Source organism: Mammaliicoccus sp. L-M44, from assembly GCF_022386355.1.
GTDB classification, from domain to species: domain Bacteria; phylum Bacillota; class Bacilli; order Staphylococcales; family Staphylococcaceae; genus Mammaliicoccus; species Mammaliicoccus sciuri_A.
Map to the genome: position 1 here is coordinate 1 of NZ_JAJNIU010000028.1, position 23,823 is coordinate 23,823.

Genomic DNA, 23,823 nt, shown 5'->3' on the forward strand with positions numbered 1-23,823 from the left:
TCTTCATTCGTACTTTACAATTTAAATTATGTTTTTGCATAATCCTTTGTACTTTTTTGTGATTAATTGGTTTATTATTTTTTCTATTTAATAAGGCAGTTATTTTTCTATAGCCATACGTAAAACGATGTTTCTTACATAATTCTATAATTTCACGTTCATCCTCAGATATACTGAAATCTTTGTTTTTCCATCTGTAATAATTTGATTTTGGAATATCTAAAGTTTCTAAAATGAGTTTTACTGTATATTTAGATTTTAATTCATTTACTAATTCAACAACTACTTCTGGGACCACTTCCTTTCCAATTCCTTGTACTTTTTTAAAATTTCATTTTCTACTTCTTTGCGCTTTAATTGAAATTTGAGCGATTCAACAGTACTTAACTCTTCTATACCTTTTCCATAGGAATATTGTTTACCCACTTGTTGATTAAACCTATGTGTTTCACCATCTCTATACCATTTCCACCACTTATTAACTTGAGATTCATTTTTAATATTTAAAGTATCCATTATTTCTCTTGTGCTAAATCCTTTGAGTTTCATTTCTACTACTTTATATTTTGTTTCAACTGAATATGCCACTCTTTTCATAGAAAAAACACCTCCGTATAAATTCATTTTAATATGAATTCAACGAAAGTGTTTTTATTTTACTCCCACATCCTGGGGTTAGTGCATTACCTAGTCTCTTTTTTAAACTTTTCATATAGATGTAATAAAAACTCACCATTTGTAGGTCGTACATACAATTTTTCGCTATTATACCAATAGGACTTTAATTCTTTATCCCAAGCTAATTTAATAGCATGTCTTATAGACCTTTCAACGTTATTCGCTTGTATATTATAATTTTGAGAAATTAAAGGATAAAGTTCTTTAGTTAACGGCATCTTACGATTATATTGAAGCATAAGGTGTACACCATACTTTATATATTCATACCCGTTTAAATTTGATGAAAATCCAATCTTCTCTAGTAATAAATCTAAAGCGTCCATTTCTTCTATATTAGAATCTGTAGTCGTTATTACACGTTGTATCGTATCTAACAAGACATCAAACTCAACAGGTTTAATTAAGAAGTAATCTACACCTAATGAAACAGATTCTTTTAAGACATCATCACTCACAAAAGCACTCATACATATCACTTTAAATTGCTTATTTTGTTTTATATATTTTTTAAGCAAAGTCATGCCATCTATATGTGGCAAGATTAAGTCTAATAGAAGAACATCGAAAACTTCTCCATTTAAAATGTCGAGTGCCTCTTTACCGTTGTATCCAATATTAACAATTTCAATATCGTGTTTCTTTAAATATTGTGCCATCTCACTAACATATGCTTTCGAGTCTTCTATTATTGCTACCTTAATTACCATGCTTAACACCCTAACGAATCATTCTATTTTAAATTTTTGTTTTGTATAATCATTTCTTTAGCGTGTTGTCGAGTTAATTCTGTAACTTCAACACCTGATATCATTCTTGCTATTTCATCTATCTTATCTTCACCATCTAATTGTTTTATAGAAGTCGTTGTTCTATCATTTACGGTTTCTTTAGCAATATACAAATGATTATCACTAATTGCTGCAACTTGAGGTAAATGAGAAATACATATCACTTGAAGTGTTTGCGCAATTTGATGCATTTTTTCAGCCATTTTTTGTGCGACTCTACCAGATACACCTGTATCTACTTCATCGAATAAAATTGCTGTTTGTCCTTTTGAAGAAACAAATATACTTTTCAACGCAAGCATTATTCTCGATAGTTCACCGCCAGAAGCTATTTTATTTAAGCTTTTTAATGGTTCACCTTTATTGGGACTGATTAAGAATTCTACTTCTTCTAAGCCATATTGAGTAGGCTTCGTTTTAGTAAATGTAATTTCTATATTCGCATCTTGCATGTGTAAATTCTGTACTTCTTCAACTAATCTATCTCTAAGATCCAACGCAACTTGTCTTCTTTTAGTCGATAGTGCTTCACCGTATTTTACAACGTTTGTATAAAGATCATTAATTTCTTCACGTAATTGAGATGTACTTTGTTCGTAGTTCTCAATTTTATAAATTTCATCGTCAATTTTATCTCTATATTTGATTAATTCAGGTATGCTTTTGCCATATTTACGATTGAGGTCTGTGAGTACATTTAATCTAGACTCATACTCATTTAGTAAAGATTCATCAAAGTCATTAGACGTTAACTCATTATATAGTTCATGTTTGTAGTCTTCTAAAGTGTAATACATTTGATCTAATTCTTCACTAAAAGCAGTGTATTTATCCGGAATTATATCGTTGATATGTTGAATTTCTTGATTAAGCTCATAAATTTTATCTGTAATGTTTTCTTCACTACTCAATAACATATGCGCTTTATTAAGACTTTCGTTTATTTTTTCGTGATTTTGAAGTTTCTTAATTTCTTGATTTAAAAAATCAATTTCGTCTTCTTTTAAATTCGCATCTTGTAATTCATCTCGTTGGAATTTTATTAAATCTAATCTTTGTAATAATGCTTGGTCTTGAGATTCTAACTTTTCAAGTTCTTGTTTCTTTAAGCGATAAGATTGAAAAGTCTCGTCGTATTGATCAATTTCAGCTTGATAAGTACCATCAGCATAATCATCTAACAATGATAAATGATATTTAGGTTTAAGTAATATTTGTGTTTCATGTTGCCCATGAATATCAAGTAATTCTTGCATGACAATTTTTAAATCAGATAGCGTTACATTCTGATTGTTTAATTTACATATGCTTTTCCCTGAAGCAAAGATTTCTCTTTTTACAAACAAGAAATCTTCGTCAAAGTCGATATCTAACTCACTTAAGATTTTATTGACGTTAGGTACATTATCAATATCAAATACGCCTTCAATTGTCGCCTTCTGTTCACCATGTCTCACGAAACTTTGTGAGGCTCTTGCACCTACTAACTGACCAATAGCATCTATAATAATAGATTTACCAGCACCAGTTTCACCGCTTAAAACAGTTAGTCCACCTGAAAAATTAATTTCTAAAGATTCAATTATAGCGAATTGTTTAATTGTAAGTGCTTGTAACATTGTATATTAAATCTCCTTTAAAGCATATTAAAAATTCTATCCGTAATAACTTCAGCTGCTTCAGTATCTTTACAAATAATTAAGCATGTGTCATCACCGCATATCGTCCCAATTACTTCTGTCCAATCGATTTGGTCAATAATTGCACCAATTGATTGTGCATTACCTGGTAATGTTTTAAGGACTAATAAATTATCTGCTCCGTCAATTTTTACAAATGAATCCATTAAATATCTACCTAATTTATCAATCGGGTGATATTTACGATCTCTAGGTAAACTATAGATATATTGACCAGAAGGTGCTGGAACTTTAATTAATTGAAGTTCTTTAATATCACGAGATATAGTAGCTTGTGTGATATTCAAATCATATTCATTTAGTCTTTTGACTAATTCTTCTTGTGTTTCAATTTGTTCGTTAGAAATTATTTCTCTTATCTTAATCTGACGCATAGTTTTGTTCGCCATTACATACACCTCTGTTAATGAATATTTATACATTTATAATAGCATAAAATTGAAAAAAATAGTAATGTAAGCGCTATAAACATTTAAATGACGCTTTAGATATACTAAAGCGCCTTTTTTAACATAAATATTCATATATTTCTCTTAACTACTTAATTAAAGATTTGACGGTAGATATGATATTTGATTTAGAGATACCAATATCTTCTAATAATAAACCTACGTCTCCATGCTCAATATATGTATCATTTATGCCTATTCTACGCATAATATTATGATAATCATTGTCTTTCATAAAAGTAGCAATTTGACTTCCTAACCCACCAGTCAACATTGCTTCTTCAACTGTCAAGATCGGTTTAGACGCTTTACCGAGACTATGAAGCATTTCATAGTCCATAGGTTTTATAAACCGAGCATTAATGATATTGATATGGATGTCCTCTTTTAATAATTCATCTGCTACCTCTGTTACAAGTGAAACTGTTGGTCCATAACTTATAATAGTTAAATCATCGCCGTTTCTTTCAACATTCCAAGATCCTATTTTAAGTCGTTCACTATTTTTAGAATCATCAAGTAATGGCGCATTACCTCTTGGGTATCTAATCGCCATTGGACCATGGTCAGTTTCAAAAGCAGTTTTGATCATATTTTTCGCTTCATTACCGTCTTTAGGCATCATAATTGTAAAGTTAGGAAATTGACTTAAAAAGCCAACATCAAAGACACCTTGGTGTGTCTCTCCATCAGCTCCAACAAGGCCTGCTCGATCAACGCCAAATAATACGTTTAAGTTTTGACGATCTACATCATGTAACAACTGATCGTAAGCACGTTGCATAAAAGTTGAATAGATTGCGACATATGGTTTCATACCTTGTGTTGCTAATCCTGCTGCCATCGTAACAGCATGCTGTTCAGCAATACCTACATCAAAAAATTGTTCAGGTAACATTTGTTGAAATTTTGTTAATTTTGATCCTACAGGCATAGCTGGCGTGATTGCAACAATTCGTTTGTCTTGTTGCGCATATGCTAATACTTCATCACTCATTAAAGCACTCCATGCAGGACCTTCAGCATTTCCTTTTATCACTTCACCAGTTTCAAGCTTATATGGTCCTAAACCATGCCAAGTCCCAATTATATCTTTCTCAGCAGGTTTATAACCCTTACCTTTCTTAGTGACAACGTGTATGAGAACAGGTTTGTCCATTTGTTTAGAAACGGTGATCGCTTCATCTAATGCTTTAAAATCATGGCCATCTACAGGACCAATATATTTAATGCCAAGTTCTTCAAAGAAAATACCATCTACGACTAAATATTTCAAACTGTCTTTAATTTTATCCGCAGAGTCTTTTAACAAATCTCCACCAGGCAATCTGTTAATCAAACTTTCAGCATCAAATTTAAAGCGATTATAATTTTGATTAGATCGTATTCTTGCAAACATATTGTGCATTGCACCGACATTTGGCGCGATACTCATTTCGTTATCATTTAAAATAATCGTTAAATTCGTTTTGTCATGGCCTATGTGGTTTAACGCTTCTAGAGCCATACCACCTGTTAAAGCACCATCTCCAATTACAGGTACAACATGATGATTTTGTCCTAATATATCTCTCGCTTTTGCCATCCCCACAGCAGCAGATAAAGAAGTTGAACTATGTCCAGCTTCCCATACATCATGTTCAGATTCTTTCATTTTAGGAAAACCACTTAATCCTTTATATTGTCGCAAAGAATTAAATTCATGGCCTCTTCCGGTTAATATTTTATGAATGTAAGTTTGATGTCCAACATCCCATAATATTTTATCTACAGGGCTATTAAAATGTTTATGTAGACTCAATGTTAATTCAACCACACCTAAATTTGCCCCAATATGTCCGCCAGTTACTGAGCAAGTTTCAATTAAAAATTTTCTAATGTCACTGCTCAGTTGTTCAAGTTCTTGATGAGATAAATCTTTGAGGAAGGATGGGTTTTTTATTTTTGAAACATCCATTTTTTAACCACCTTTAGCCCGATTCTTGTGACCAGTCATCTTAATTATTGAATAGATTAATTTTCTCTATTTGCAAATAATTTTGTGAGAGACTTGAGTTCTTCAGTGTTATATTGATCTTCTAGTTGATCTAGTAAATATAACGCTTGATTCACATGTTGTTCTAAAGCAACCTTAGTATTGGTCTTACCTAATAAAGACACATAAGTACTCTTATGATTCGCGACGTCACTACCAACTGACTTACCTATTTTATCGAAATCCCCTTCAATATCTAGTAAATCATCTTTAATTTGGAATATTAAGCCTAATTCTTGGCTAAATGAATCAAGTAATAAAAATGTCTTGCTATTAACTTTAGCGATTGTGCAGGCTGCAACGACAGAAAAACGTATCAATGCGCCAGTTTTATATCTGTGAATTTTGCGTAAAGTATCTAGTGATATTTCTTTGTTTTCACTTTCCATATCTAACACTTGTCCACCAACCATACCTTGATGGCCTGCTGATTCAGAAAGCAATCTGATCAATTTCACTTTGTCGTCAGCTTCTATATATGTATCTTTAGTAATCAGTTCAAAAGCCTTTGTTAATAATGCATCACCAGCTAAAATTGCAGTCGCATCACCATAGATTTTATGATTCGTTTTCATTCCTCGTCTGTAATCATCGTTATCCATAGCTGGTAAATCATCATGTATAAGGGAATATGTATGTATCATTTCAAGTGCTTTTGCCGTTTCCATTCCTTTATTAATATCTGTCTTTAACATCGATAAAGTCATTAATAATAGTACAGGACGAATACGCTTACCACCTGCTAATAAAGAATAACGCATACTTTCTTCTAATTGTGTATTTACAACTGAATCTAGTTTCGTTTGTTTAAGTGATTCAGTGAACTTATCTACATAACTATTCATGATTTGACTCATCTGAATCACCTTCTTTTTGAACAAGTTTATTTACTTTATCTTCAGCTGCTTTAAGTTTCGTTTCACATTTACTACTTAATTCAATACCTCTTTGATAAAGTTCAATTGATTCCTCAAGAGAAATATTTTCTTCGTCTAATTTACCGACGACTTTTTCTAATTCTTCCATCATTTCTTCAAAAGTTTGTTCTTTAGCCACATTTGTCACCTAATTTCCTTAACATTAGCATTTATTTTACCATCTTTTAAATTGATTGTAATATCATCGTCAATTTTTAAATCATTTTTACTTGTAATGATTTTATCATCTTTTTCGATGATTGAATAACCTCTTAACATGATTTGAGTCGGACTTAACGCATCTAATTGCGCTAACTTGCTTGTCAGTGCTTGTCTTTTTTGACTTATAATTCGATTAACGAGCTGTGTTTGAAGCATATTTAAACGATCAAAATCTTGTCTAAATTGAAAAGTCTTATTATAAATTGGTGTGATTCGCAATTTATTTTGTAAGATATCCAGCTTATGATTATTACGCGTAACAGTTTGTTCTAAATTTCTAGATAATTGTTTTTGTAATTCATCTAACTTCTGAGTTTCTTGATCATATAACAATGAAGGCGTCTTCAATTTATAATATGATGAAAGTTGTTTTAATTTATGTTTATCTTGCTGTATAGATTGCGTGATATGTTTTGTTAAATACTGTCTAGCATTTGAAATCAGTTGATACAGCGCATTAATATCTGGTGTCGCAATAACTGCAGCTTGTGTTGGTGTTGCAGCTCTTACATCACTGACAAAATCACTTAATGTCGTATCTGTTTCATGACCAACTGCTGAAATAACAGGCGTCTTACAATGATAAATGGCTTCTACAACTTCTCTTTCATTGAAGCTCCATAAATCTTCAATAGATCCACCACCACGACCAACGATAATAACATCAACACCCATGGAATCAGCTTCTTTAATGTTGTTAATAATATTATCCTTAGCTCCTTTACCTTGAACTAAAGTGCTCATTAACACTTGTTCTGCAAGTGGATATCGCTTATCTAAAGTAGAACATATATCTCTTATTGCAGCGCCAGTCGATGCTGTCAACACAGCGATTTTCTTAGGATATTTAGGTATGCTTAATTTATGTGCTTGGTCAAAGTACCCTTTTTCTGCTAATTCTTTTTTGAGTGCTTCAAATTTTTCATATAGAAGACCAACACCATCTAATTGCATAGATTGAACATAAATTTGGTAAGCACCTCTTGATTCATAAACCCCAATTCTACCTTCAACAAGTACTTGGTCACCTTCTTTAGGATTAAACGACAATTGATTTGCGCTCGATTTAAACATCATAGCACTAAGTACACCTTTATCGTCTTTTAAGGCAAAGTAAAGATGACCACTTGAATGTCTTTTAAAGTTTGAAATTTCACCTTTAATAAAGACATTAAGTAGATGTGGATCTTGATCAAATTTATATTTGATATATTTAGTTATTGCTGTAACTGATAAATACTTATCCATTTATATCACTCTTTAACTTTTTGATAAACTGCTTAATACACCATTAATAAATTTATAGTGATCATCATCACTGTATACTTTCGCAATTTCTACTGCTTCATTAAATATAACTTTCTCTGGTGTATCTGTATATTTCAATTCATAAGTTGCCATTCTTAAAATGATTCTATCAGTCTTAAGTAAACGGTCTAATGTCCAGTTTTTTAAATGTGGACTTACAATTTCATCTAGTTCGTCTTTTTTCTCTATAACTTCTTTAACAAAGTTTTTCACGTATAAATATTGTTCACCTTTAAAATCTTCCACTAAATATTGAATCGCTTCTTCTACTGTTAAATCAGTTTTGTTATTTTCTAATTGATATAGTGATTTAAAGACAATCTCTCTTAGTTCTGTTCTTTTCATATTCTTCTCCTTCAAAGAATAAGAGGATGCACGCATCCTCTTAATTAATCATTTTATTATTGGAAATGTATATTAACGATATGTACATTAACTTCTTTTGGTGTTAATGCCGTCATCGTATTTAATGCTTGTTTAATTTCTGATTGTACTTTACGTGCTGTTTCAGAAATTTTTGTACCGTAGTCAAATGTACAGTAGACATTAATGTAGATGCCGTCTTCTTTAATATCGACTTTAATACCTTTACCAAAATTCTTTTTCCCGAATTTTTCTAAGGAATTCTTATTAAAAACGGATTGCATATGAGATACACCTTTAATGTCAGTAGTCGCAATGCTCGCAATGACCTCAATAACTTCTGGCGCAATCTCTATTTTACCTAAAGAAGGCTTTTTATTTTCAATTGTTTTAGCCATTTGAATCCCTCCCTATTTGTCTTCATTATTTATAATATCATGAATCTCTAGGAAATTGGTATTAAAATCACCTGATTCAAATACATCATTTTCTAACAATCTTAAATGGAATGGGATCGTAGTATCTATGCCAGCAACTAAAAATTCTGATAAAGCTCTTTTACCGATTTGAATTGCATCTGTTCTATCTTTACCATGAACAATTAGCTTCGCAACCATTGAATCGTAATAAGGCGGAATCGTATATCCTGTATAACAAGCTGAATCAATACGAACACCAAATCCACCTGGTGTTAAATATTGATTAATTTTACCTGGTGATGGCATAAAATTCTTAAATGGGCTTTCTGCGTTGATTCTAAATTCAATCGCATGTCCACTCAAGTCAACTTCTTCTTGTGTAACAGGTAATGTTTCACCACTTGCTACTTTAAGTTGAAGTTTAACTAAATCCATTCCAGTAACCATCTCTGTAACAGGATGTTCTACTTGAATACGCGTATTCATTTCCATGAAATAGAACGTTTCAGCATCTAAATCATAAATAAATTCAATTGTACCAGCATTTTCATAATTAACGGCTTTAGCTGCTCTAATAGCCGCTTCACCCATTTCTTTACGCATTTCTTCAGAAAGGACTGGTGATGGCGATTCTTCTACTAATTTTTGCATACGTCTTTGGATCGTACAATCACGTTCACCAAGATGTATAACATTACCCTCTGAATCACCCATTACTTGAATTTCAATATGTCTAAAGTTTTCGATGAACTTTTCTAAGTATAAACCTTTGTTACCGAATGCTGTTTCAGCTTCTTGTTGTGTCATTCTAAAGCCTGTTACAAGTTCTTCTTCATTACGTGCAATTCGGATACCTTTACCACCACCACCGGCAGTAGCTTTAATAATAACGGGATAACCAATTTTCTTCGCACATTTCTTAGCAATTCTTACTGTATCTACTAAACCATCACTACCAGGCACAACAGGTACGTTCGCTTTGATCATTTCTTCTTTCGCAACGTCTTTAATACCCATCTTCTGGATAGATTGATAACTAGGTCCAATAAATTTAATTTGGCATGCTTCGCACATTTCAGCAAAATCACTATTTTCGGCTAAGAAACCATATCCAGGATGGATACCGTCACAACCTGTTGATTTTGCAATTGAAATAATATTAGGAACATGAAGGTATGAATCTTTAGATTGTGTCGGTCCAACACAATAAGCTTCATCTGCTATTTGAGTATGTAATGCATCTTTATCAGCTTCTGAATAAATTGCGACCGTTTGTATGTCTAATTCTCTACAAGCTCTAATGATTCTTACTGCAATTTCCCCTCTATTTGCAATTAATACTTTTTTCATATTACTTCACCTTGAATAACGGTTGGCCATACTCTACCATTTGTCCGTCTTCAACTAATATTTCAGTGATTTCACCAGAAACTTCTGCTTGAATTTCATTAAATAATTTCATTGCTTCTAAAATACATACAGTTGTATCAGCTTCTACACGTGAACCTACTTGAACGTATGGACCTTCATCAGGAGATGGTGATTTATAGAATGTACCAACCATTGGCGCATTAATTGTTAAACCACTTGGTGCTTCTTGTTCAACATTTTGTTGTGGTGCAGCTTGAGTTGCTTGTTGAGGTTGTTCTGCAACGACATTTGTTGCACCTTGGCTATAAATGATTTCTTGTTTAATATCTTTTTTTAAAGTTAGTTTAAAATCTTTATCATTAATATCAATTTCAGTTAAAGAAGAATTATCTAACACATCAACTAGTTCTTTAATTTGTTTTAAGTTCATTTGAAAAACTCCTTTTAAATTCTAATACGTTACACTTCATACATTTTACTTTAGTGGTCATACCAATTCAAGAGATTTTAATATTTAATTATAAATGTAAATAAGATCGATTCCTAATTTAACTAAAATGATTGAGGCCAGGACACAAATTACTGTCCCGGCCTCATTTTAATGTTTAATATTAACCTCTTGATACGTAGCTTCCGTCAGTAGTGTTAATGACAAGTAAATCACCTTCATTAACAAATAACGGTACGTTTAAACTATAACCTGTTTCAACTGTAGCTTGTTTAGTTGCACCAGTTGCTGTGTCACCCTTAATACCAGGTTCAGTTTCTGTTACTTGAAGTGTAACTGTATTTGGTAATTCAATACCAATTGTTTCACCTTCGTAAGATTGGATTTGAACTTCCATGTTTTCTTTAATAAATTTAAGTTCATATTCTAGTTTATCACCAGGTAACTCTAGTTGATCGTAAGTTTCGTTATCCATGAACACATGGCTATCACCATTAGCATATAGATATTGCATACGACGATTATCGATTTGAGCTTTTTCAACTTTTTCACCGGCTCTAAAAGTTTTCTCTTGGATTGCACCAGTTCTTAAGTTTCTTAATTTAGAACGTACGAATGCCGCACCTTTACCTGGTTTTACATGTTGGAAGTCCATAACTTTCCAAATGCCATTATCAACTTTAATTGTTAAACCTGTTTTAAAATCATTAACTGAAATCATTCATTTTCCTCCTATTTATACCTTCTTATAAAATAATAAGGTCTTTTGAAGATTTAGTAAAGCGCTGTAAGCCATTTTTTGTAACTAATACGTCATCTTCTATTCTAACGCCACCTAAACCATCTACATAAATACCTGGTTCTAATGTGATACACATATTTTCTTCAAGTACAATATCTGATTTTTGAGATAAACCTGGACCTTCATGTACTTCTAATCCAATGCCGTGCCCCAATGAGTGACCAAATTGTTCTCCATATCCATAACTTTTAATAACATCTCTTGCAATTGTATCTGCTTCTTTACCAGTCATCCCCGGTTTAATTTGTTCTAAAGCAGCTAATTGTGCTTCTAAAACTATGTTATAGATTTTCTTCATTTCTTCTTTAGGTTCACCAATTGCAAATGTTCTCGTAACATCACTAACGTAACCTTCATAAAGTGCACCGAAGTCTAAAGTAATCATATCTCCTTCTTCGATAACTTTATTGCTTGCTACTCCATGCGGTAATGCACCACGGTGGCCAGAAGCAACAATCGTATCAAATGAAGAACATGTTGCGCCTTTACTTCTCATGAACATTTCCATTTCATTATTCACTTCATTTTCAGTCATGCCTGGTTTAACCCATTTTAAAATGTGTTCATATGTTTCATCTACAATGTCAGCTGCTTTTTGAATTTGTTTAATTTCAAATTCGTCTTTAATCATTCTGATTGTTTCAATAACACCTTCAATAGAAGAAAGTTCAACTGCATCTGTATTTAATGCTTGATATTCATTATAAGTAATTAAATGTGTTTCAACGCCAACTTTTTTATATTGACCTTCTTTTATCAGTTCATTAATCTTACCTAGCATTGGTCCTTCTTGATTAATAACTTCAAAATCTTGAGCTTGATCATTCGCTTGTTGAATGTATCTAAAGTCCGTAATTAAAAGGGATTTATCTTGTGTAATTAGTAGACTACCACTTGTCCCTGTAAATCCAGAAAGATATCTTCTGTTATACGGTGATAGAATTACAACTGCTTCAAGACCTTTTTGATTCATGACTTCTCTTAATTTATTAATTTTCATAATTATCCCCTTTCTATTTGTACAATAAATCTATATACATTAAAATAATATCATACATATCGAAATTTTTTCACAGTAAAACATTGGGAGTAAATAAACATGAGAAAAACAATTATAACAATCATGGCAAGTACAGTTGTCTTATCTGCGTGTGGAAATGATAAAGTTCAACAACTTGAAGAAAAGAAGTCTTCATTAAAAAGTGATAATCGAAAATTAAAACAAGAAGTATTAGACTTAGAAGATAAAAACAAAACATATAAACAAAAAGAAAATAGTGTTAAAAGTAAAATTAAACAAAATGAACAAGAGTCGTCTAGCCAGTTTACAACTCAATATTTAAAGTCATCTACAAAATTTGTAAATGAAACGAAAACGAATATAGCAAGTTATAACAAAATTAAGAAAAATGTAACTTCAAAATTTGACGACGAACATACTAAAAATGAATTAGAAAATATTTATCACAATCAAGAAAACATTACTGATAGATATAAAGATGAAATGAAAGGTAAAACTATTCCTAAAGATTATAAATCTCTTCATAAAAGCATGTTAAAGCTATCAACAAGTTTTGAAAAAGTGTTTAAAGATTTAAATGATGCCTACAATAAAAAGGATAAAAAAGATATTCAAAAAGCTATTGATGAGCTTCATGGATTAGACAAAGAGATAGGTCAAATTGAGTGAGATTATACATAAAATGTGCTATATTAAATAGACTAATAATTTAAGGTGAGATTTTATGAAAAATGTTTTATTCTATTTAATTATTGCTATAGCAGTTTTTGGATTAATTATGAATCTTGATTTCTTTATCATGGGCTTCATTCGTATGATTGTCTCATTAATCATATTCGGATTAATCATCTATCTAATTTACTATTTCTTCTTTTTAACGCCAGATCAACGAAAATATAAAAAAGCCATGCGCAAACAAAAGCGTAGAAATAGATAAAAAAAGAGACTATTGAAGTCTCTTTTCAGAGTGTCGACAAAGTCTTAGACTTTGCCGGCATTTTTTTATGCGCATGCTTTCCGCGGGCATGTTCTCAGCCTGTAGTCTTCGAATCATGCTGTTCCCGCAGGAGTCAGCGCTAAAAAAAATACCACAGTTAAATATTTACTTTCTATAAGTCCAATCTTCTGATTTATATTTTTCTTCCAATTGTTTAATTTCAGCAAGTTGTTCTTCAGTAAATTCAAGTGGTTTATATTCAATATCTAAACCTTTTTTGAATCCTTCATAAAATGCTGTTTCCATTTCTTCTAAAGTGATGTATTTATCTGATAAATCATTGATAGCAACTGCTTTATCTGTAAATGCAGCTTTCATTTTATCTTTTAGTCGATCATTTCTATATATAAACATATCGAACAATTCATCAACATCTATATCTTGTAAAATTGAACCGTGTTGCAAGATAACGCCTTTTTGACGTGTTTGGGCACTGCCTGCTATTTTTCTATCTTCTACAACAAGTTCATACCAACTTGGCGCATCAAAACAAACTGAACTACGTGGTGTCTTAAGTTTATCTCTTTCTTCTTTTGTCTTTGGAATTGAAAAGTATGCATCAAACCCTAAGGACTTGAATCCTTCTAACAATCCTTCTGAAATGACTCTATATGCTTCTGTTACCGTTTTAGGCATATTTGGATGCGATTCTGGAACGATGACGCTATAAGTTAACTCTTTATCGTGTAAGACACCTCTACCTCCTGTAGCACGTCTTACAAGTCCAAAACCTTTTTCTTTTACTTTTTCAATATCAATTTCTTTAGTTAGTTTTTGAAAATATCCAATTGATAACGTAGCTGGATCCCATGTGTAAAATCTAATAACAGGATCGATTTCTCCTCTACTCACAAAATTCATAAGTGCTTCATCAACTGCCATATTATAATATGGATTATTCGATTTCGTGTTTATAAAGTGCCAAGTTTCTTTCACAATTAAAACTCCTATTCAATTAATTCTTATGTACTTTTCTATTTTAGCAAAAAAATTTTGATAAATCTCACAAGAAATCTTATAATAAGGGTATCGACTTGAATTGGGAGGAATCAGACCATGAATTATTGGTATATCGCGCTCATAGTCCTAGTCTTGATTATCATTTATATGGCAATTAACTATTCATTAAATAAGCGCGCAGTAAAAGAATTAGATCAAAATGAATTCCATAAGGGATTAAGAAAGGCACAAGTTATAGACTTGCGTGAAAAGGCTGATTTTGACTATGGTCATATTATCGGGGCAAGAAATATACCGATGAGTGTATTTCGTACAAGATATCAAGGTTTACGTAAAGACCAACCTATATATTTTTGTGACGCAAATGGCGTAGCAAGTTATAGAGCTGCTAGAATGATGAAGAAAAAAGGTTACACTGAATTATTCATGCTTAAAGGCGGCTATAAAAAATGGACTGGTAAAGTTAAATCTAAATAATATTAAAGCGTCTTGATCGTTTAATACGACCAAGACGCTTTTTATTATATAAGAGATGAATCTCGTGAGTTAATGTAGTTTTTAACTCACATTTTATACAATCTCTGATGTGAACCCAAATATTTGACCTAAACAAATCAAATTATTGGGGTGCATTCTAATGAGGAAAAAATATGAATTTAAATTTAAACTAAAACTTGTAAAAGAATATTTAGAAGGACATCAAAGTTATAGAACAATTGCTTTAAAATATGGTGTTTCAAGTTGGTCTGTACTTCGGATTTGGGTCAATCAATATAAAGAGTTCGGAGAAGAAGGCTTAGAAGTAAAAAGTAGAAATACTGTTTATACTAGCGAATTTAAATTATCTGTTTTAAAATTTAGACAAGAAAATATGTTGTCTTATCAAGATACTGCGAATCACTTTAGGATTATTAATCCTATTATCATTGCCAATTGGCAACGTCAGTTTGATGAAAAATGTCGTCTTGATATAGATAATAAACAAAAGGGACTATCTCACACTATGACTAAAAAACGGGCTAAATCAGATAATAAAAATTTACCTTTAAATGAAAATGAACGTGAAGAACTTGAAAGACTTAGAAATGAAGTCGAGACTTTAAAGGCAAGTATAGCTTATCTCCCAAAAATTACAGGAGACAAACCTTTGAAATAATATACTAATTAAGGTTTAGATTTTTGGGTTCAGTACACTCGTGAGTTAATGTTGTATTTAACTCACATGTTTTGCAATCTCGTGAGTTAATGTGATATTTAACTCATATCTTTCTTAATCTCGTGAGTTTATATTGTCTTTAACTCATATCTTGTCTAACCATCTAATATTTTCAAAAAAAAAACATCTCATTACCCTATTTGAATATAAGGAATGAGATGTTATTTATTTTAATTTAGAAATTACAACAAAGACGCTTTTTATTATGCTTTTTCTTCTTTTAGTAATTCAAATTTAAGTACTGGTTTTCTTGCTGCTTGTGTTTCATCTAATCGGCCAATGACAGTTGTATGTGGTGCTTCTAATACAACTTCTGGTGTTTCTTCTGCTTCTTTAGCAATTTGAATAAGCGTATCGCAGAATGCATCTAAAGTTTCTTTAGATTCTGTTTCTGTTGGCTCAATCATCATACATTCTTCCACGTTGATTGGGAAGTAAATTGTTGGTGGATGGAAGTTAAAGTCTAAGAGACGTTTAGCAATATCCAATGTTCTTACACCAAGTTTTTTCTGTCTTGAACCACTGATTACGAATTCGTGTTTACAGTGTTGTGTATATGGTGTATCAAAGTGATCTTGTAATCTTCTCAACATGTAATTAGCATTTAATACAGCTGTTTCTGAAACTGTTTTTAATCCATCTGGTCCCATCGTTCTAATATAAGTATAAGCTCTTAAATAGATACCGAAGTTACCGAAGAATGGTTTAACTCTTCCGATAGATTGTGGCATATCATGTTCGAATTTAAATGTATCATTTTCTTTAACTACTGTTGGTTTAGGTAAAAATGGTACTAAATCTGCTTTAACACCGACTGGCCCTGAACCAGGTCCACCGCCTCCATGAGGTCCTGTGAATGTTTTGTGTAAGTTTAAGTGAACAGCGTCAAATCCCATATCACCAGGTCTAACTTTACTCATAATTGCATTTAAGTTAGCACCATCGTAATACAATTTACCACCTGCTTGGTGTACGATTTCTCTGATTTCTAAAATATCTTCTTCGAATAAACCTAATGTGTTAGGGTTAGTTAACATGATAGCAGCTGTGTCGTCTCCAACTACACGTTTTAAGTCTTCGATATCAACTAATCCTTTTTCATTAGATTTTACAGTTACTGTATCGAAACCTGCTACTTTTGCAGAAGCTGGATTCGTACCGTGAGCTGAGTCTGGAACGATAACTTTCGTTCTATTGAAATCGCCATTTGCTTCGTGGAAAGCTTTAATCATTAATAAAGCAGTCCATTCACCGTGCGCACCTGCTGCAGGTTGAAGTGTTACTTCATCCATACCCGTAATTTCTTTTAAATGCTCTTGTAAATCATAAATGATTTCTAATGAACCTTGTACAGTTGAAACATCTTGTAATGGATGTGCGTTTGCAAAGCCAGACATTCTAGCGACTTTTTCATTGATTTTAGGATTGTATTTCATCGTACATGAACCTAAAGGATAGAATCCTGTATCTACACCATGGTTTTTATTAGATAATTCAGTGTAGTGGCGCATTAAATCTAATTCACTAACTTCTGGTAATTCTGCTTTTTGTTTTCTTGTAAATTTATCTCCTAAAAGATCTTGAACATCTTGTGTTTCAACATCTTTTTCAGGTAAAGAATATGCAAATCTATCTTTTCTAGATCTTTCAAATATTAATTCGCTTGATGGTTTACGCACTGTATTCACCTACTTTTTTGATAAATGTGTCGATTTCTTCTTTTGTTCTTAATTCTGTTACTGCAATTAACATATGATTGTTGAATGCTTCGTCTATGAAACCTAAGTCAAATCCACCAATAATACCTTCTTCAAGTAATTCAGCGTTGATTTCACTAATCGGTTTGTTAAATTTAACAACAAATTCGTTGAATGAAATACCTTCTAACACATCAAATCCAGCTTCTTGCATTTTTTGTTTCATGTAAGTTGTTTTTTCCATGTTAAGTTTAGCCATTTCAAACACACCATTCTTACCTAATGCACTCATGCAAACTGATGCTGCTAATGCATTTAGAGCTTGGTTAGAACAAATATTTGAAGTCGCTTTATCTCTTCTAATATGTTGTTCACGTGCTTGTAACGTAAGAACAAAGCCTCTATTGCCATCTTCATCTTGCGTTTGACCTACTAAACGTCCTGGTAGTTTTCTCATAAGTTTCTTAGTAGATGCAAAATAACCACAATGAGGTCCACCATATTGTGCTGGAATACCGAATACTTGTGCATCACCAACAACAATATCAGCACCGAACTCTCCAGGAGGTGTAATTAAACCAAGTGCTAATGGATTGCTTGATACAATAAATAAAGCTTTTTTATCTTCAATTAATTGTTTAATTGCCTCTAAGTCTTCTAAAGAACCAAAGAAGTTAGGATATTGTACACATACTGCTGCTGTATCGTCATCGATAACTGCTTTTAACTTTTCTAAGTCTGTTACAGTACCGTCTAAATCAACTTCAACTACTTCAATGTCTTGTGCTTTTGTATAAGTTTTAAGTACTTCTATAGATTGATAATGTACAGATTTAGATACAATTACTTTTGATTTCTTAGTATGACCTGCTGCAAGAACAGCAGCTTCAGCAAAAGCAGTTCCACCATCATACATAGATGAATTGGCTACATCCATACCAGTTAGTTCGCAAATTAAAGTTTGAAATTCAAAAATAGCTTGTAATTCACCTTGTGAAATTTCTGGTTGATAAGGTGTATAAGCAGTATAAAATTCTGAACGAGATATAACATGATCGACAACAGTTGGAATATAGTGATCATATACGCCAGCGCCTAAAAATGAAGCATGTGTTTCACTTGTAATATTTTTATTCGCAATTTGAGAAAGTTCACGTAATAAAGGCGTTTCAGCTTTCTTTTCTTTAATATTTAACGGTTTATTAAACCTTACAGATTCAGGTATATCCGTAAATAATTCGTCTACAGATTGAATACCAATGACATCTAACATTTCAGATTTATCTTTTTCAGTTAAAGGTATATAGCGGTGACCCATTTTATTCACTCCTATGATTTAAATGATGATTTTTTAACAATTTTAGCTTTTACTTGTCTTTTTCTAACTTGTATTAAAATTTCTTTATCTAATTCAAATGCACTCTTCTCAATTAATCCCATAGCAATTGATTTGCCAGTTGATGGAGACTGAGTTCCAGAAGTTACATAACCAATTTCATTACCATCAGTATCTAGAATTGCATAATCTGTTCTTGGTATGCCTTTATCAATCATTTCTATACCGATTGATTTTCTTGGAGCACCATTTTCTTTTTGAGCTTTCAATACATCTTTGCCAATAAAGTCATCTTCAATTAATGGTTTAACAGCAAATCCAATGCCAGCTTCATATGGTGTGATTTGTTCAGATAAATCTTGGCCATGTAATGGTAATGCAGCTTCAAGTCTTAATGTATCGCGTGCACCAAGACCACATGGAACAACATTTTCGTTTATAAAACCATCCCAAATAGCTTTTGTATCTGCAGCATCACAATAAACTTCGAATCCATCTTCACCTGTGTAACCAGATTGAGATAATATAACTTCTTTCCCGAATAGTGTTACATTTTGTTTAAATTCAAACATTTTCATTTCTGATACATCATCACTGACTAATTTTTGAATTAGTTCGCGTGCTTCTGGACCTTGAATTGCTAATTGGCCATATTCAGAAGATTTATTTTCAACATTTACATTAAAATCTTTAATTGATTTTAACCATTCGAAGTCTTTATCTGTATTACCTGCATTGACAACTAAGAAATAAACTTTGTCGTCTAATTTATAAACAACTAAATCATCAATTACGCCACCATCTTGGTTACATAGCGTTGTATATTGAGCTTTACTATCAGTTAATAATGTTGAATCATTCGTTAATGCGTATTGAATAAACTGATCCGCTTCTTCACCTGTAACGAGAATTTCACCCATGTGACTTACATCAAAAATACCAACATGATTTCTTACTGCATTGTGTTCCTCTTTAATACTTGAAAATTGGACCGGTAAAGCCCATCCAGAAAAATCAATTACTTTAGCACCTTGATCTATATAAGTTTGATACAAAGGTGTTTGTTTTAAATCTGTCGTCATCATAACTCTCCCCTTCTGAATATGTATAATAAAAAAACAGGGTAGCTTTCGCTACCCTGTTGAAGTGCTCTTCAGGAATGCGTCACAAAGTTATCCTTTTGCCTGAGAGATTCACTCAAATCTGGCTTGCTCCTTCGGCGATGAATATATCATTCATTCTCTCTAACTTTGATCATTCGCAAATATTTAAGCTTATAGAGATTCAATAATCTCACTTGCAACTACTTCTCTAGGTCTGTTAGCATCAATATGCTTGAATGCGATTTCATTATAACTTAATTCTCGTTTTGAATACAAGGTTTTTAATTCATTTAATGACTTTCCGTTAGCATTCGGTCTGTTATTATCATGATTAATTCTATTAAATAGAATTTCGACATCACATTTTAACCAAAAAGTATTTTCATTTTGCTTTAATAATTCTTTACATAATTCTGATTCTACAATACCGCCACCAGTTGAAATAATCACATCTTGGTCAATCCATTTTTTTAAAGCCTGATACTCTAAATCTCTAAAATGTTTTTCACCATATTTTTCAAAAATTTGTGGGATTGGTAATTGAGTTGTTTCAACGATATAAGTATCTATATCTACTAAACTTTTATCATAATGTTCGCTCAACAAATTTCCGATAGTTGTTTTGCCAACACCCATAAATCCAATTAATACGATTGACATTAAATCTACTCCTCAGTTGTTTCATTTCAACTTAAACTTTATTCTATCTCATTATTCAGAAAATAAAAAGCTTAAAATTATTTATTTATCATAATTTTTATTTCACGTACATAGTATTGCTCTAAATTGTGATAAGTATTAAGCTTAAAGCTATATTGTACTAAGTAAAATGACAAAAAGGAACTATATATAAATAATATTCCAAGTAATAACGGTAAAATAAAACCAGCATCATTAGATATAAATTTCTTCATGTATTTCTTTATCGCCTTTTCTTATAATAATAAATACTTTAAACGTTTCGTTAGATATTTTATCTACTTGAAAAGTCTTCACATTATTAACCAAAGTGATGTTACCTCGGCCATTTATAGTTTTTATTATCTTTCCATTTAATAATGTGAATTCTGTAGAACGTATTTCATTTATGAATTTAATCCTGTTATAAGCGTTGTCTAATTTTATAGTACTCTCTTTTATTTCATCGGAGAGTTCTTTTCTGAACATCATCAATTCAAAATGTGTATGATCCATTGCATTATCTTTAAATAAATAAAGCCTCTTAATGAGCAATGGGATTAAAGCTAATATAATTAATAAAAAAGATAATGACAGTAGCATTTCTATCATCGTAAAGCCTTTACTATTTTTCAATACATATTTTTTCATTTTTCAATTCATCTTTCATACAAACTTTTGTATTAAACTCTAAATATTTATATCTCTTTACATCATATTTTGGTTCGATAGATTTTGATTGCACAGTTTGATAAAGCATTTGATAAAGCTTTATTCTATCGTGTTCTCGAGTGATATTTTCATTTAATGTTGTAACTAAAGGCAGTAATGTCCCACTCAATAGCATTATGATAAAAATAGACAACATAAAATCTATAAACACATACCCATCATGTCGTTTCAACAATTCTATATCTCCCTTTCTCGATGCGAAAAATAACATGATACTTTCTTTCATTAAATTCCACTTTTAAAGTACCAAATTGGTTAATATTCCCCTCTCCATCAAAAACTAATGTCGTAAACTCATTATTTTTAGAAATACGACCTTTATAGAGCGATATGGATTGAATCTGATTCTTCTCAATTTGATAAAATATTTTATCTGAATTAGGTTTAAACCAAACTAATATAGGTTGCTTTTGTGATAGAGATTTCGTTTCTAAGAACTCTAGCTTAGTTTCAAAATCATCTATGCCATTGTTTAATCCACTACGAGCCAATGCGTTTATAGATAAATACATTGTCACCATAAAGATAATACTGATGATGGATAACACAATAATCATTTCCACCAGCGTAAAACCTTTATTAACATTAATGTGCAACAACTTCACCATTTTCAAGTGTAATTGTTTCACCTGATTTACATGTCAGTTGCTTTTGATTAATATAACCATCACTTACTAAATCATTTATAGAATTTGGTTTAGCATCGTGCTTCAATGTATAAGCTTCTACTTGTCCAGCAACCATCTTCACTTGAGCCTGACATCCAGTACTTTTTACCGTCTCTGATTGCTTGCTAATGTTTGGTATGATGATCACCAATAATATACTTATTATTAGAAGAACTATTAACATTTCAATTATAGTAACGATAAACGCTATATATTCTATTACATTCGAAGTACTGTTGTTGCAGGAATAACTAAAAAATTATATTTATTTTTATTCATCGTTTTATTATTTCCCTGTGGTCAATATGTTACTTTTTAATATCTATAATCTCTTTGTGTTGAGTTTTCTGACAATTATATATGTGGTCAATATTTTAGTTAAACATCGCTTTAGAAAACAGAACATTTGTTCGTATAATTAAACTACTAATTATACGTGAGGTGTTTAAATTGAAAATCATTAACCCTGGTATGCCCGAACCATATAAATATGAAACGGACTATAGAAAAATACCTAAAAAGTATCTAAACAGTAATATCCCAGAGGGACGTAAGATGATTAAGTGGGCGCCATTTGCTAGTGTGCCACAACAATACGAAATTATTAATCAGCATATTAAAGACCAAAGTAAGACAGATAAACCTATCTTAGATGAATTAGCGTTACGTGATTTGAACGATGTGTTGGCTCAAAAATTATTTTATGATCCACCAGCAACGATTAAGTATTGGGAAAATGGATACTACAAAACGATTGAATGTGAGATTAATAAGTTTGATAGTGAAAGGAATAAGTTAGAGGTACTAGAGAATGGCGAGAAAGTATTATTGAGTATGGATTGTATTGTGGAGATAGAGTAAAAGCACCATATTTACAGTACATTTATGATAAAGTGTATATTAAAGTAAAAACTATTATAATCCAAAAACATTTAGGAGTAGATTCAATATGAATAATTTAGGAACTTTATATTTTTTCACAGGTAAAATGGGTGCTGGAAAAACAACAATGTCAAAACAATTAACGAACGAAAAAAATGCAGTTTTATTATCAGAAGACGAATGGCTTGAAAGTCTGTATCCAAATAAAATTAAGACAATAGAAGATTATCAAAATTTGTCAAAACAAATAAAACCTTTGATAAAAAAACATGTACAGAATATATTGTGTGTTGGGACAGATGTAGTTATGGACTTTCCAGGAAACACCAAAAATCAAAGAAGATGGTTATTAAATATAGCTAATGAAATAAATGCCTATCATAAACTTATATATATAAATGTTGATAACAAAAAATGTTTAGAACACCTAAAAATAAGACAACTAGAGGAACCAGAAAGGAATAATTTTGATACTGAATCTACTTTCAATTATCTCACTTCATTCTTCGAGGAACCAAAGGAATTGGAAGGATTAAATATTCTAGAAATAAATAGCAATGATTAATAAATAAAGTACACTATCTCTATAAGGTGATTAAATGTTTAAAGACAAAAGGTATTATATTCTAATGGTTCCCTTTCTAATTTTATGTCTAATTTTAGTATATGTACTTCCAGCAGAATATTACCTACTTATACCGGTGGTTTGTATCATATTCCAACTACTTTACCACTTTTTATTTAATAACGATAAAAGCAGTAAAAATAAAAAGACCACCCTGTAATATGGGTGGCTATATACTTCTAACCTCTTCCGCCTAATTAAATTATAGCATAAAAAAAGCCCACCTATTCATGGCACTGCACCCTTACTAAGGGAGCACAATAAAAACACTATTTTCTAGGCTGCTAATTTCCTATATTCTATAGGGGATAAGCAGCCTAGTTTTTGTTGAATTCTAACTTTATTATAGTTTTCAATGTAATTTTCGACAATATCTATTACAATGGTATTAGAGCTTCTAAGCTC

The 23,823-nt window shown here is 31.5% G+C and carries 29 protein-coding genes, 1 pseudogene and 1 riboswitch; of the genes and pseudogenes, 6 read left to right on the top strand and 24 right to left on the bottom strand.

Translation table 11 applies throughout. The features are described 5' to 3' along the window. From LQ611_RS12345 to LQ611_RS12410, 14 genes and pseudogenes are all read right to left on the bottom strand, one after another. Nucleotides 1–597, bottom strand: a pseudogene (locus LQ611_RS12345) (IS3 family transposase); the annotation flags it as partial. An 86-nt stretch (nucleotides 598–683) separates the two neighbouring features. After that, nucleotides 684–1,388: a response regulator gene (locus LQ611_RS12350; protein WP_107634173.1), complete on the bottom strand. Its 705-nt coding sequence runs from the start codon at nucleotides 1,386–1,388 to the stop codon at nucleotides 684–686. A gap of 23 nt (nucleotides 1,389–1,411) precedes the next feature. Continuing rightward, complete coding sequence (gene recN / locus LQ611_RS12355; RefSeq protein ID WP_103361411.1) at nucleotides 1,412–3,088, bottom strand: DNA repair protein RecN; 1,677 nt, start codon at nucleotides 3,086–3,088, stop codon at nucleotides 1,412–1,414. 17 nt (nucleotides 3,089–3,105) lie between these two features. After that, nucleotides 3,106–3,558: a transcriptional regulator AhrC/ArgR gene (gene ahrC, locus LQ611_RS12360; RefSeq protein WP_025904936.1), complete on the bottom strand. Its 453-nt coding sequence runs from the start codon at nucleotides 3,556–3,558 to the stop codon at nucleotides 3,106–3,108. Nucleotides 3,559–3,706: 148 nt separating this feature from the next. Then, nucleotides 3,707–5,575: a 1-deoxy-D-xylulose-5-phosphate synthase gene (gene dxs, locus LQ611_RS12365; protein WP_107634172.1), complete on the bottom strand. Its 1,869-nt coding sequence runs from the start codon at nucleotides 5,573–5,575 to the stop codon at nucleotides 3,707–3,709. A 56-nt stretch (nucleotides 5,576–5,631) separates the two neighbouring features. Then, nucleotides 5,632–6,510: a polyprenyl synthetase family protein gene (locus LQ611_RS12370; RefSeq protein WP_107634171.1), complete on the bottom strand. Its 879-nt coding sequence runs from the start codon at nucleotides 6,508–6,510 to the stop codon at nucleotides 5,632–5,634. After that, on the bottom strand, nucleotides 6,491–6,682 hold the full coding sequence (gene xseB, locus LQ611_RS12375) for an exodeoxyribonuclease VII small subunit (RefSeq protein WP_153653573.1): 192 nt from the start codon (nucleotides 6,680–6,682) through the stop codon (nucleotides 6,491–6,493). The genes LQ611_RS12370 and xseB overlap by 20 nt, the downstream gene beginning before the upstream one ends. 32 nt (nucleotides 6,683–6,714) lie before the next feature. Then, complete coding sequence (xseA, locus tag LQ611_RS12380; protein WP_107634170.1) at nucleotides 6,715–8,040, bottom strand: exodeoxyribonuclease VII large subunit; 1,326 nt, start codon at nucleotides 8,038–8,040, stop codon at nucleotides 6,715–6,717. 12 nt (nucleotides 8,041–8,052) lie between these two features. Beyond that, the gene (gene nusB, locus LQ611_RS12385) at nucleotides 8,053–8,445 is read right to left on the bottom strand and encodes a transcription antitermination factor NusB (protein WP_025904941.1); all 393 of its coding nucleotides are present in this window, start codon (nucleotides 8,443–8,445) and stop codon (nucleotides 8,053–8,055) included. Between the two features lie 56 nt (nucleotides 8,446–8,501). After that, nucleotides 8,502–8,861, bottom strand: coding sequence for an Asp23/Gls24 family envelope stress response protein (locus tag LQ611_RS12390; RefSeq protein ID WP_025904942.1), 360 nt, complete (start codon nucleotides 8,859–8,861; stop codon nucleotides 8,502–8,504). A 12-nt stretch (nucleotides 8,862–8,873) separates the two neighbouring features. Continuing rightward, nucleotides 8,874–10,232, bottom strand: coding sequence for an acetyl-CoA carboxylase biotin carboxylase subunit (gene accC / locus LQ611_RS12395; protein ID WP_025904943.1), 1,359 nt, complete (start codon nucleotides 10,230–10,232; stop codon nucleotides 8,874–8,876). Nucleotide 10,233: 1 nt separating this feature from the next. After that, nucleotides 10,234–10,683, bottom strand: coding sequence for an acetyl-CoA carboxylase biotin carboxyl carrier protein (gene accB, locus LQ611_RS12400; protein ID WP_025904944.1), 450 nt, complete (start codon nucleotides 10,681–10,683; stop codon nucleotides 10,234–10,236). A gap of 181 nt (nucleotides 10,684–10,864) precedes the next feature. After that, the gene (gene efp / locus LQ611_RS12405; protein ID WP_025904945.1) at nucleotides 10,865–11,422 is read right to left on the bottom strand and encodes an elongation factor P; all 558 of its coding nucleotides are present in this window, start codon (nucleotides 11,420–11,422) and stop codon (nucleotides 10,865–10,867) included. 25 nt (nucleotides 11,423–11,447) lie between these two features. Beyond that, complete coding sequence (locus LQ611_RS12410; RefSeq protein ID WP_107590560.1) at nucleotides 11,448–12,503, bottom strand: M24 family metallopeptidase; 1,056 nt, start codon at nucleotides 12,501–12,503, stop codon at nucleotides 11,448–11,450. 99 nt (nucleotides 12,504–12,602) lie between these two features. Here LQ611_RS12410 and LQ611_RS12415 point away from each other — a divergent pair, with 99 nt between their 5' ends. Both LQ611_RS12415 and LQ611_RS12420 read left to right on the top strand, forming a co-directional pair. Further along, complete coding sequence (locus LQ611_RS12415) at nucleotides 12,603–13,193, top strand: hypothetical protein (protein WP_107634168.1); 591 nt, start codon at nucleotides 12,603–12,605, stop codon at nucleotides 13,191–13,193. A gap of 55 nt (nucleotides 13,194–13,248) precedes the next feature. After that, nucleotides 13,249–13,461: an SA1362 family protein gene (locus LQ611_RS12420; RefSeq protein WP_048539730.1), complete on the top strand. Its 213-nt coding sequence runs from the start codon at nucleotides 13,249–13,251 to the stop codon at nucleotides 13,459–13,461. A gap of 165 nt (nucleotides 13,462–13,626) precedes the next feature. Here LQ611_RS12420 and LQ611_RS12425 read toward each other — a convergent pair whose 3' ends face one another. Then, nucleotides 13,627–14,457 carry a lipoate--protein ligase family protein gene (locus LQ611_RS12425; protein ID WP_107591164.1) on the bottom strand — a complete coding sequence of 277 codons (831 nt, stop codon included), beginning with the start codon at nucleotides 14,455–14,457 and terminating at the stop codon, nucleotides 13,627–13,629. A 120-nt stretch (nucleotides 14,458–14,577) separates the two neighbouring features. On the opposite strand from LQ611_RS12425, the gene LQ611_RS12430 reads away from it, so the two are divergent. After that, nucleotides 14,578–14,958 carry a rhodanese-like domain-containing protein gene (locus LQ611_RS12430; RefSeq protein ID WP_025904950.1) on the top strand — a complete coding sequence of 127 codons (381 nt, stop codon included), beginning with the start codon at nucleotides 14,578–14,580 and terminating at the stop codon, nucleotides 14,956–14,958. 160 nt (nucleotides 14,959–15,118) lie between these two features. Then, the gene (locus tag LQ611_RS12435; protein WP_119495492.1) at nucleotides 15,119–15,637 is read left to right on the top strand and encodes a helix-turn-helix domain-containing protein; all 519 of its coding nucleotides are present in this window, start codon (nucleotides 15,119–15,121) and stop codon (nucleotides 15,635–15,637) included. A 263-nt stretch (nucleotides 15,638–15,900) separates the two neighbouring features. Here LQ611_RS12435 and gcvPB read toward each other — a convergent pair whose 3' ends face one another. From gcvPB to comGC, 8 genes are all read right to left on the bottom strand, one after another. Beyond that, entirely contained in the window at nucleotides 15,901–17,376 is a 1,476-nt protein-coding gene (gene gcvPB, locus LQ611_RS12440) for an aminomethyl-transferring glycine dehydrogenase subunit GcvPB (protein WP_107591127.1), read from the bottom strand. Beyond that, on the bottom strand, nucleotides 17,369–18,712 hold the full coding sequence (gene gcvPA / locus LQ611_RS12445; RefSeq protein WP_107591126.1) for an aminomethyl-transferring glycine dehydrogenase subunit GcvPA: 1,344 nt from the start codon (nucleotides 18,710–18,712) through the stop codon (nucleotides 17,369–17,371). The genes gcvPB and gcvPA overlap by 8 nt, the downstream gene beginning before the upstream one ends. Before the next feature lie 11 nt (nucleotides 18,713–18,723). After that, on the bottom strand, nucleotides 18,724–19,812 hold the full coding sequence (gene gcvT, locus LQ611_RS12450) for a glycine cleavage system aminomethyltransferase GcvT (RefSeq protein WP_107634359.1): 1,089 nt from the start codon (nucleotides 19,810–19,812) through the stop codon (nucleotides 18,724–18,726). An 80-nt stretch (nucleotides 19,813–19,892) separates the two neighbouring features. After that, nucleotides 19,893–19,988: riboswitch (glycine riboswitch) on the bottom strand. Between the two features lie 16 nt (nucleotides 19,989–20,004). Beyond that, the gene (locus tag LQ611_RS12455) at nucleotides 20,005–20,493 is read right to left on the bottom strand and encodes a shikimate kinase (protein ID WP_107634358.1); all 489 of its coding nucleotides are present in this window, start codon (nucleotides 20,491–20,493) and stop codon (nucleotides 20,005–20,007) included. A gap of 234 nt (nucleotides 20,494–20,727) precedes the next feature. Further along, nucleotides 20,728–21,162 (bottom strand): competence type IV pilus minor pilin ComGF, encoded by a 435-nt coding sequence (locus tag LQ611_RS12460; RefSeq protein ID WP_107591145.1) that lies wholly within the window; start codon nucleotides 21,160–21,162, stop codon nucleotides 20,728–20,730. Continuing rightward, entirely contained in the window at nucleotides 21,137–21,418 is a 282-nt protein-coding gene (gene comGE / locus LQ611_RS12465) for a competence type IV pilus minor pilin ComGE (protein WP_107566175.1), read from the bottom strand. The genes LQ611_RS12460 and comGE overlap by 26 nt, the downstream gene beginning before the upstream one ends. After that, nucleotides 21,402–21,851: a competence type IV pilus minor pilin ComGD gene (gene comGD, locus LQ611_RS12470; protein WP_259339431.1), complete on the bottom strand. Its 450-nt coding sequence runs from the start codon at nucleotides 21,849–21,851 to the stop codon at nucleotides 21,402–21,404. The genes comGE and comGD overlap by 17 nt, the downstream gene beginning before the upstream one ends. Beyond that, nucleotides 21,829–22,095 carry a competence type IV pilus major pilin ComGC gene (comGC, locus tag LQ611_RS12475; RefSeq protein WP_103361428.1) on the bottom strand — a complete coding sequence of 89 codons (267 nt, stop codon included), beginning with the start codon at nucleotides 22,093–22,095 and terminating at the stop codon, nucleotides 21,829–21,831. Before comGC ends, comGD begins: the two co-directional genes overlap by 23 nt. Nucleotides 22,096–22,352: 257 nt before the next feature. On the opposite strand from comGC, the gene LQ611_RS12480 reads away from it, so the two are divergent. Together LQ611_RS12480 and LQ611_RS12485 are read left to right on the top strand one after the other, a co-directional pair. Continuing rightward, nucleotides 22,353–22,772: a YolD-like family protein gene (locus tag LQ611_RS12480; protein WP_232339593.1), complete on the top strand. Its 420-nt coding sequence runs from the start codon at nucleotides 22,353–22,355 to the stop codon at nucleotides 22,770–22,772. 88 nt (nucleotides 22,773–22,860) lie between these two features. Continuing rightward, nucleotides 22,861–23,358, top strand: coding sequence for a P-loop nucleotide/nucleoside kinase family protein (locus LQ611_RS12485; protein WP_103361430.1), 498 nt, complete (start codon nucleotides 22,861–22,863; stop codon nucleotides 23,356–23,358). 336 nt (nucleotides 23,359–23,694) lie between these two features. On the opposite strand, the gene LQ611_RS12490 is transcribed toward LQ611_RS12485, so the two are convergent. Next, entirely contained in the window at nucleotides 23,695–23,802 is a 108-nt protein-coding gene (locus LQ611_RS12490) for an IS3 family transposase (protein ID WP_220473078.1), read from the bottom strand. Between the last annotated feature and the right edge of the window lie 21 nt (nucleotides 23,803–23,823).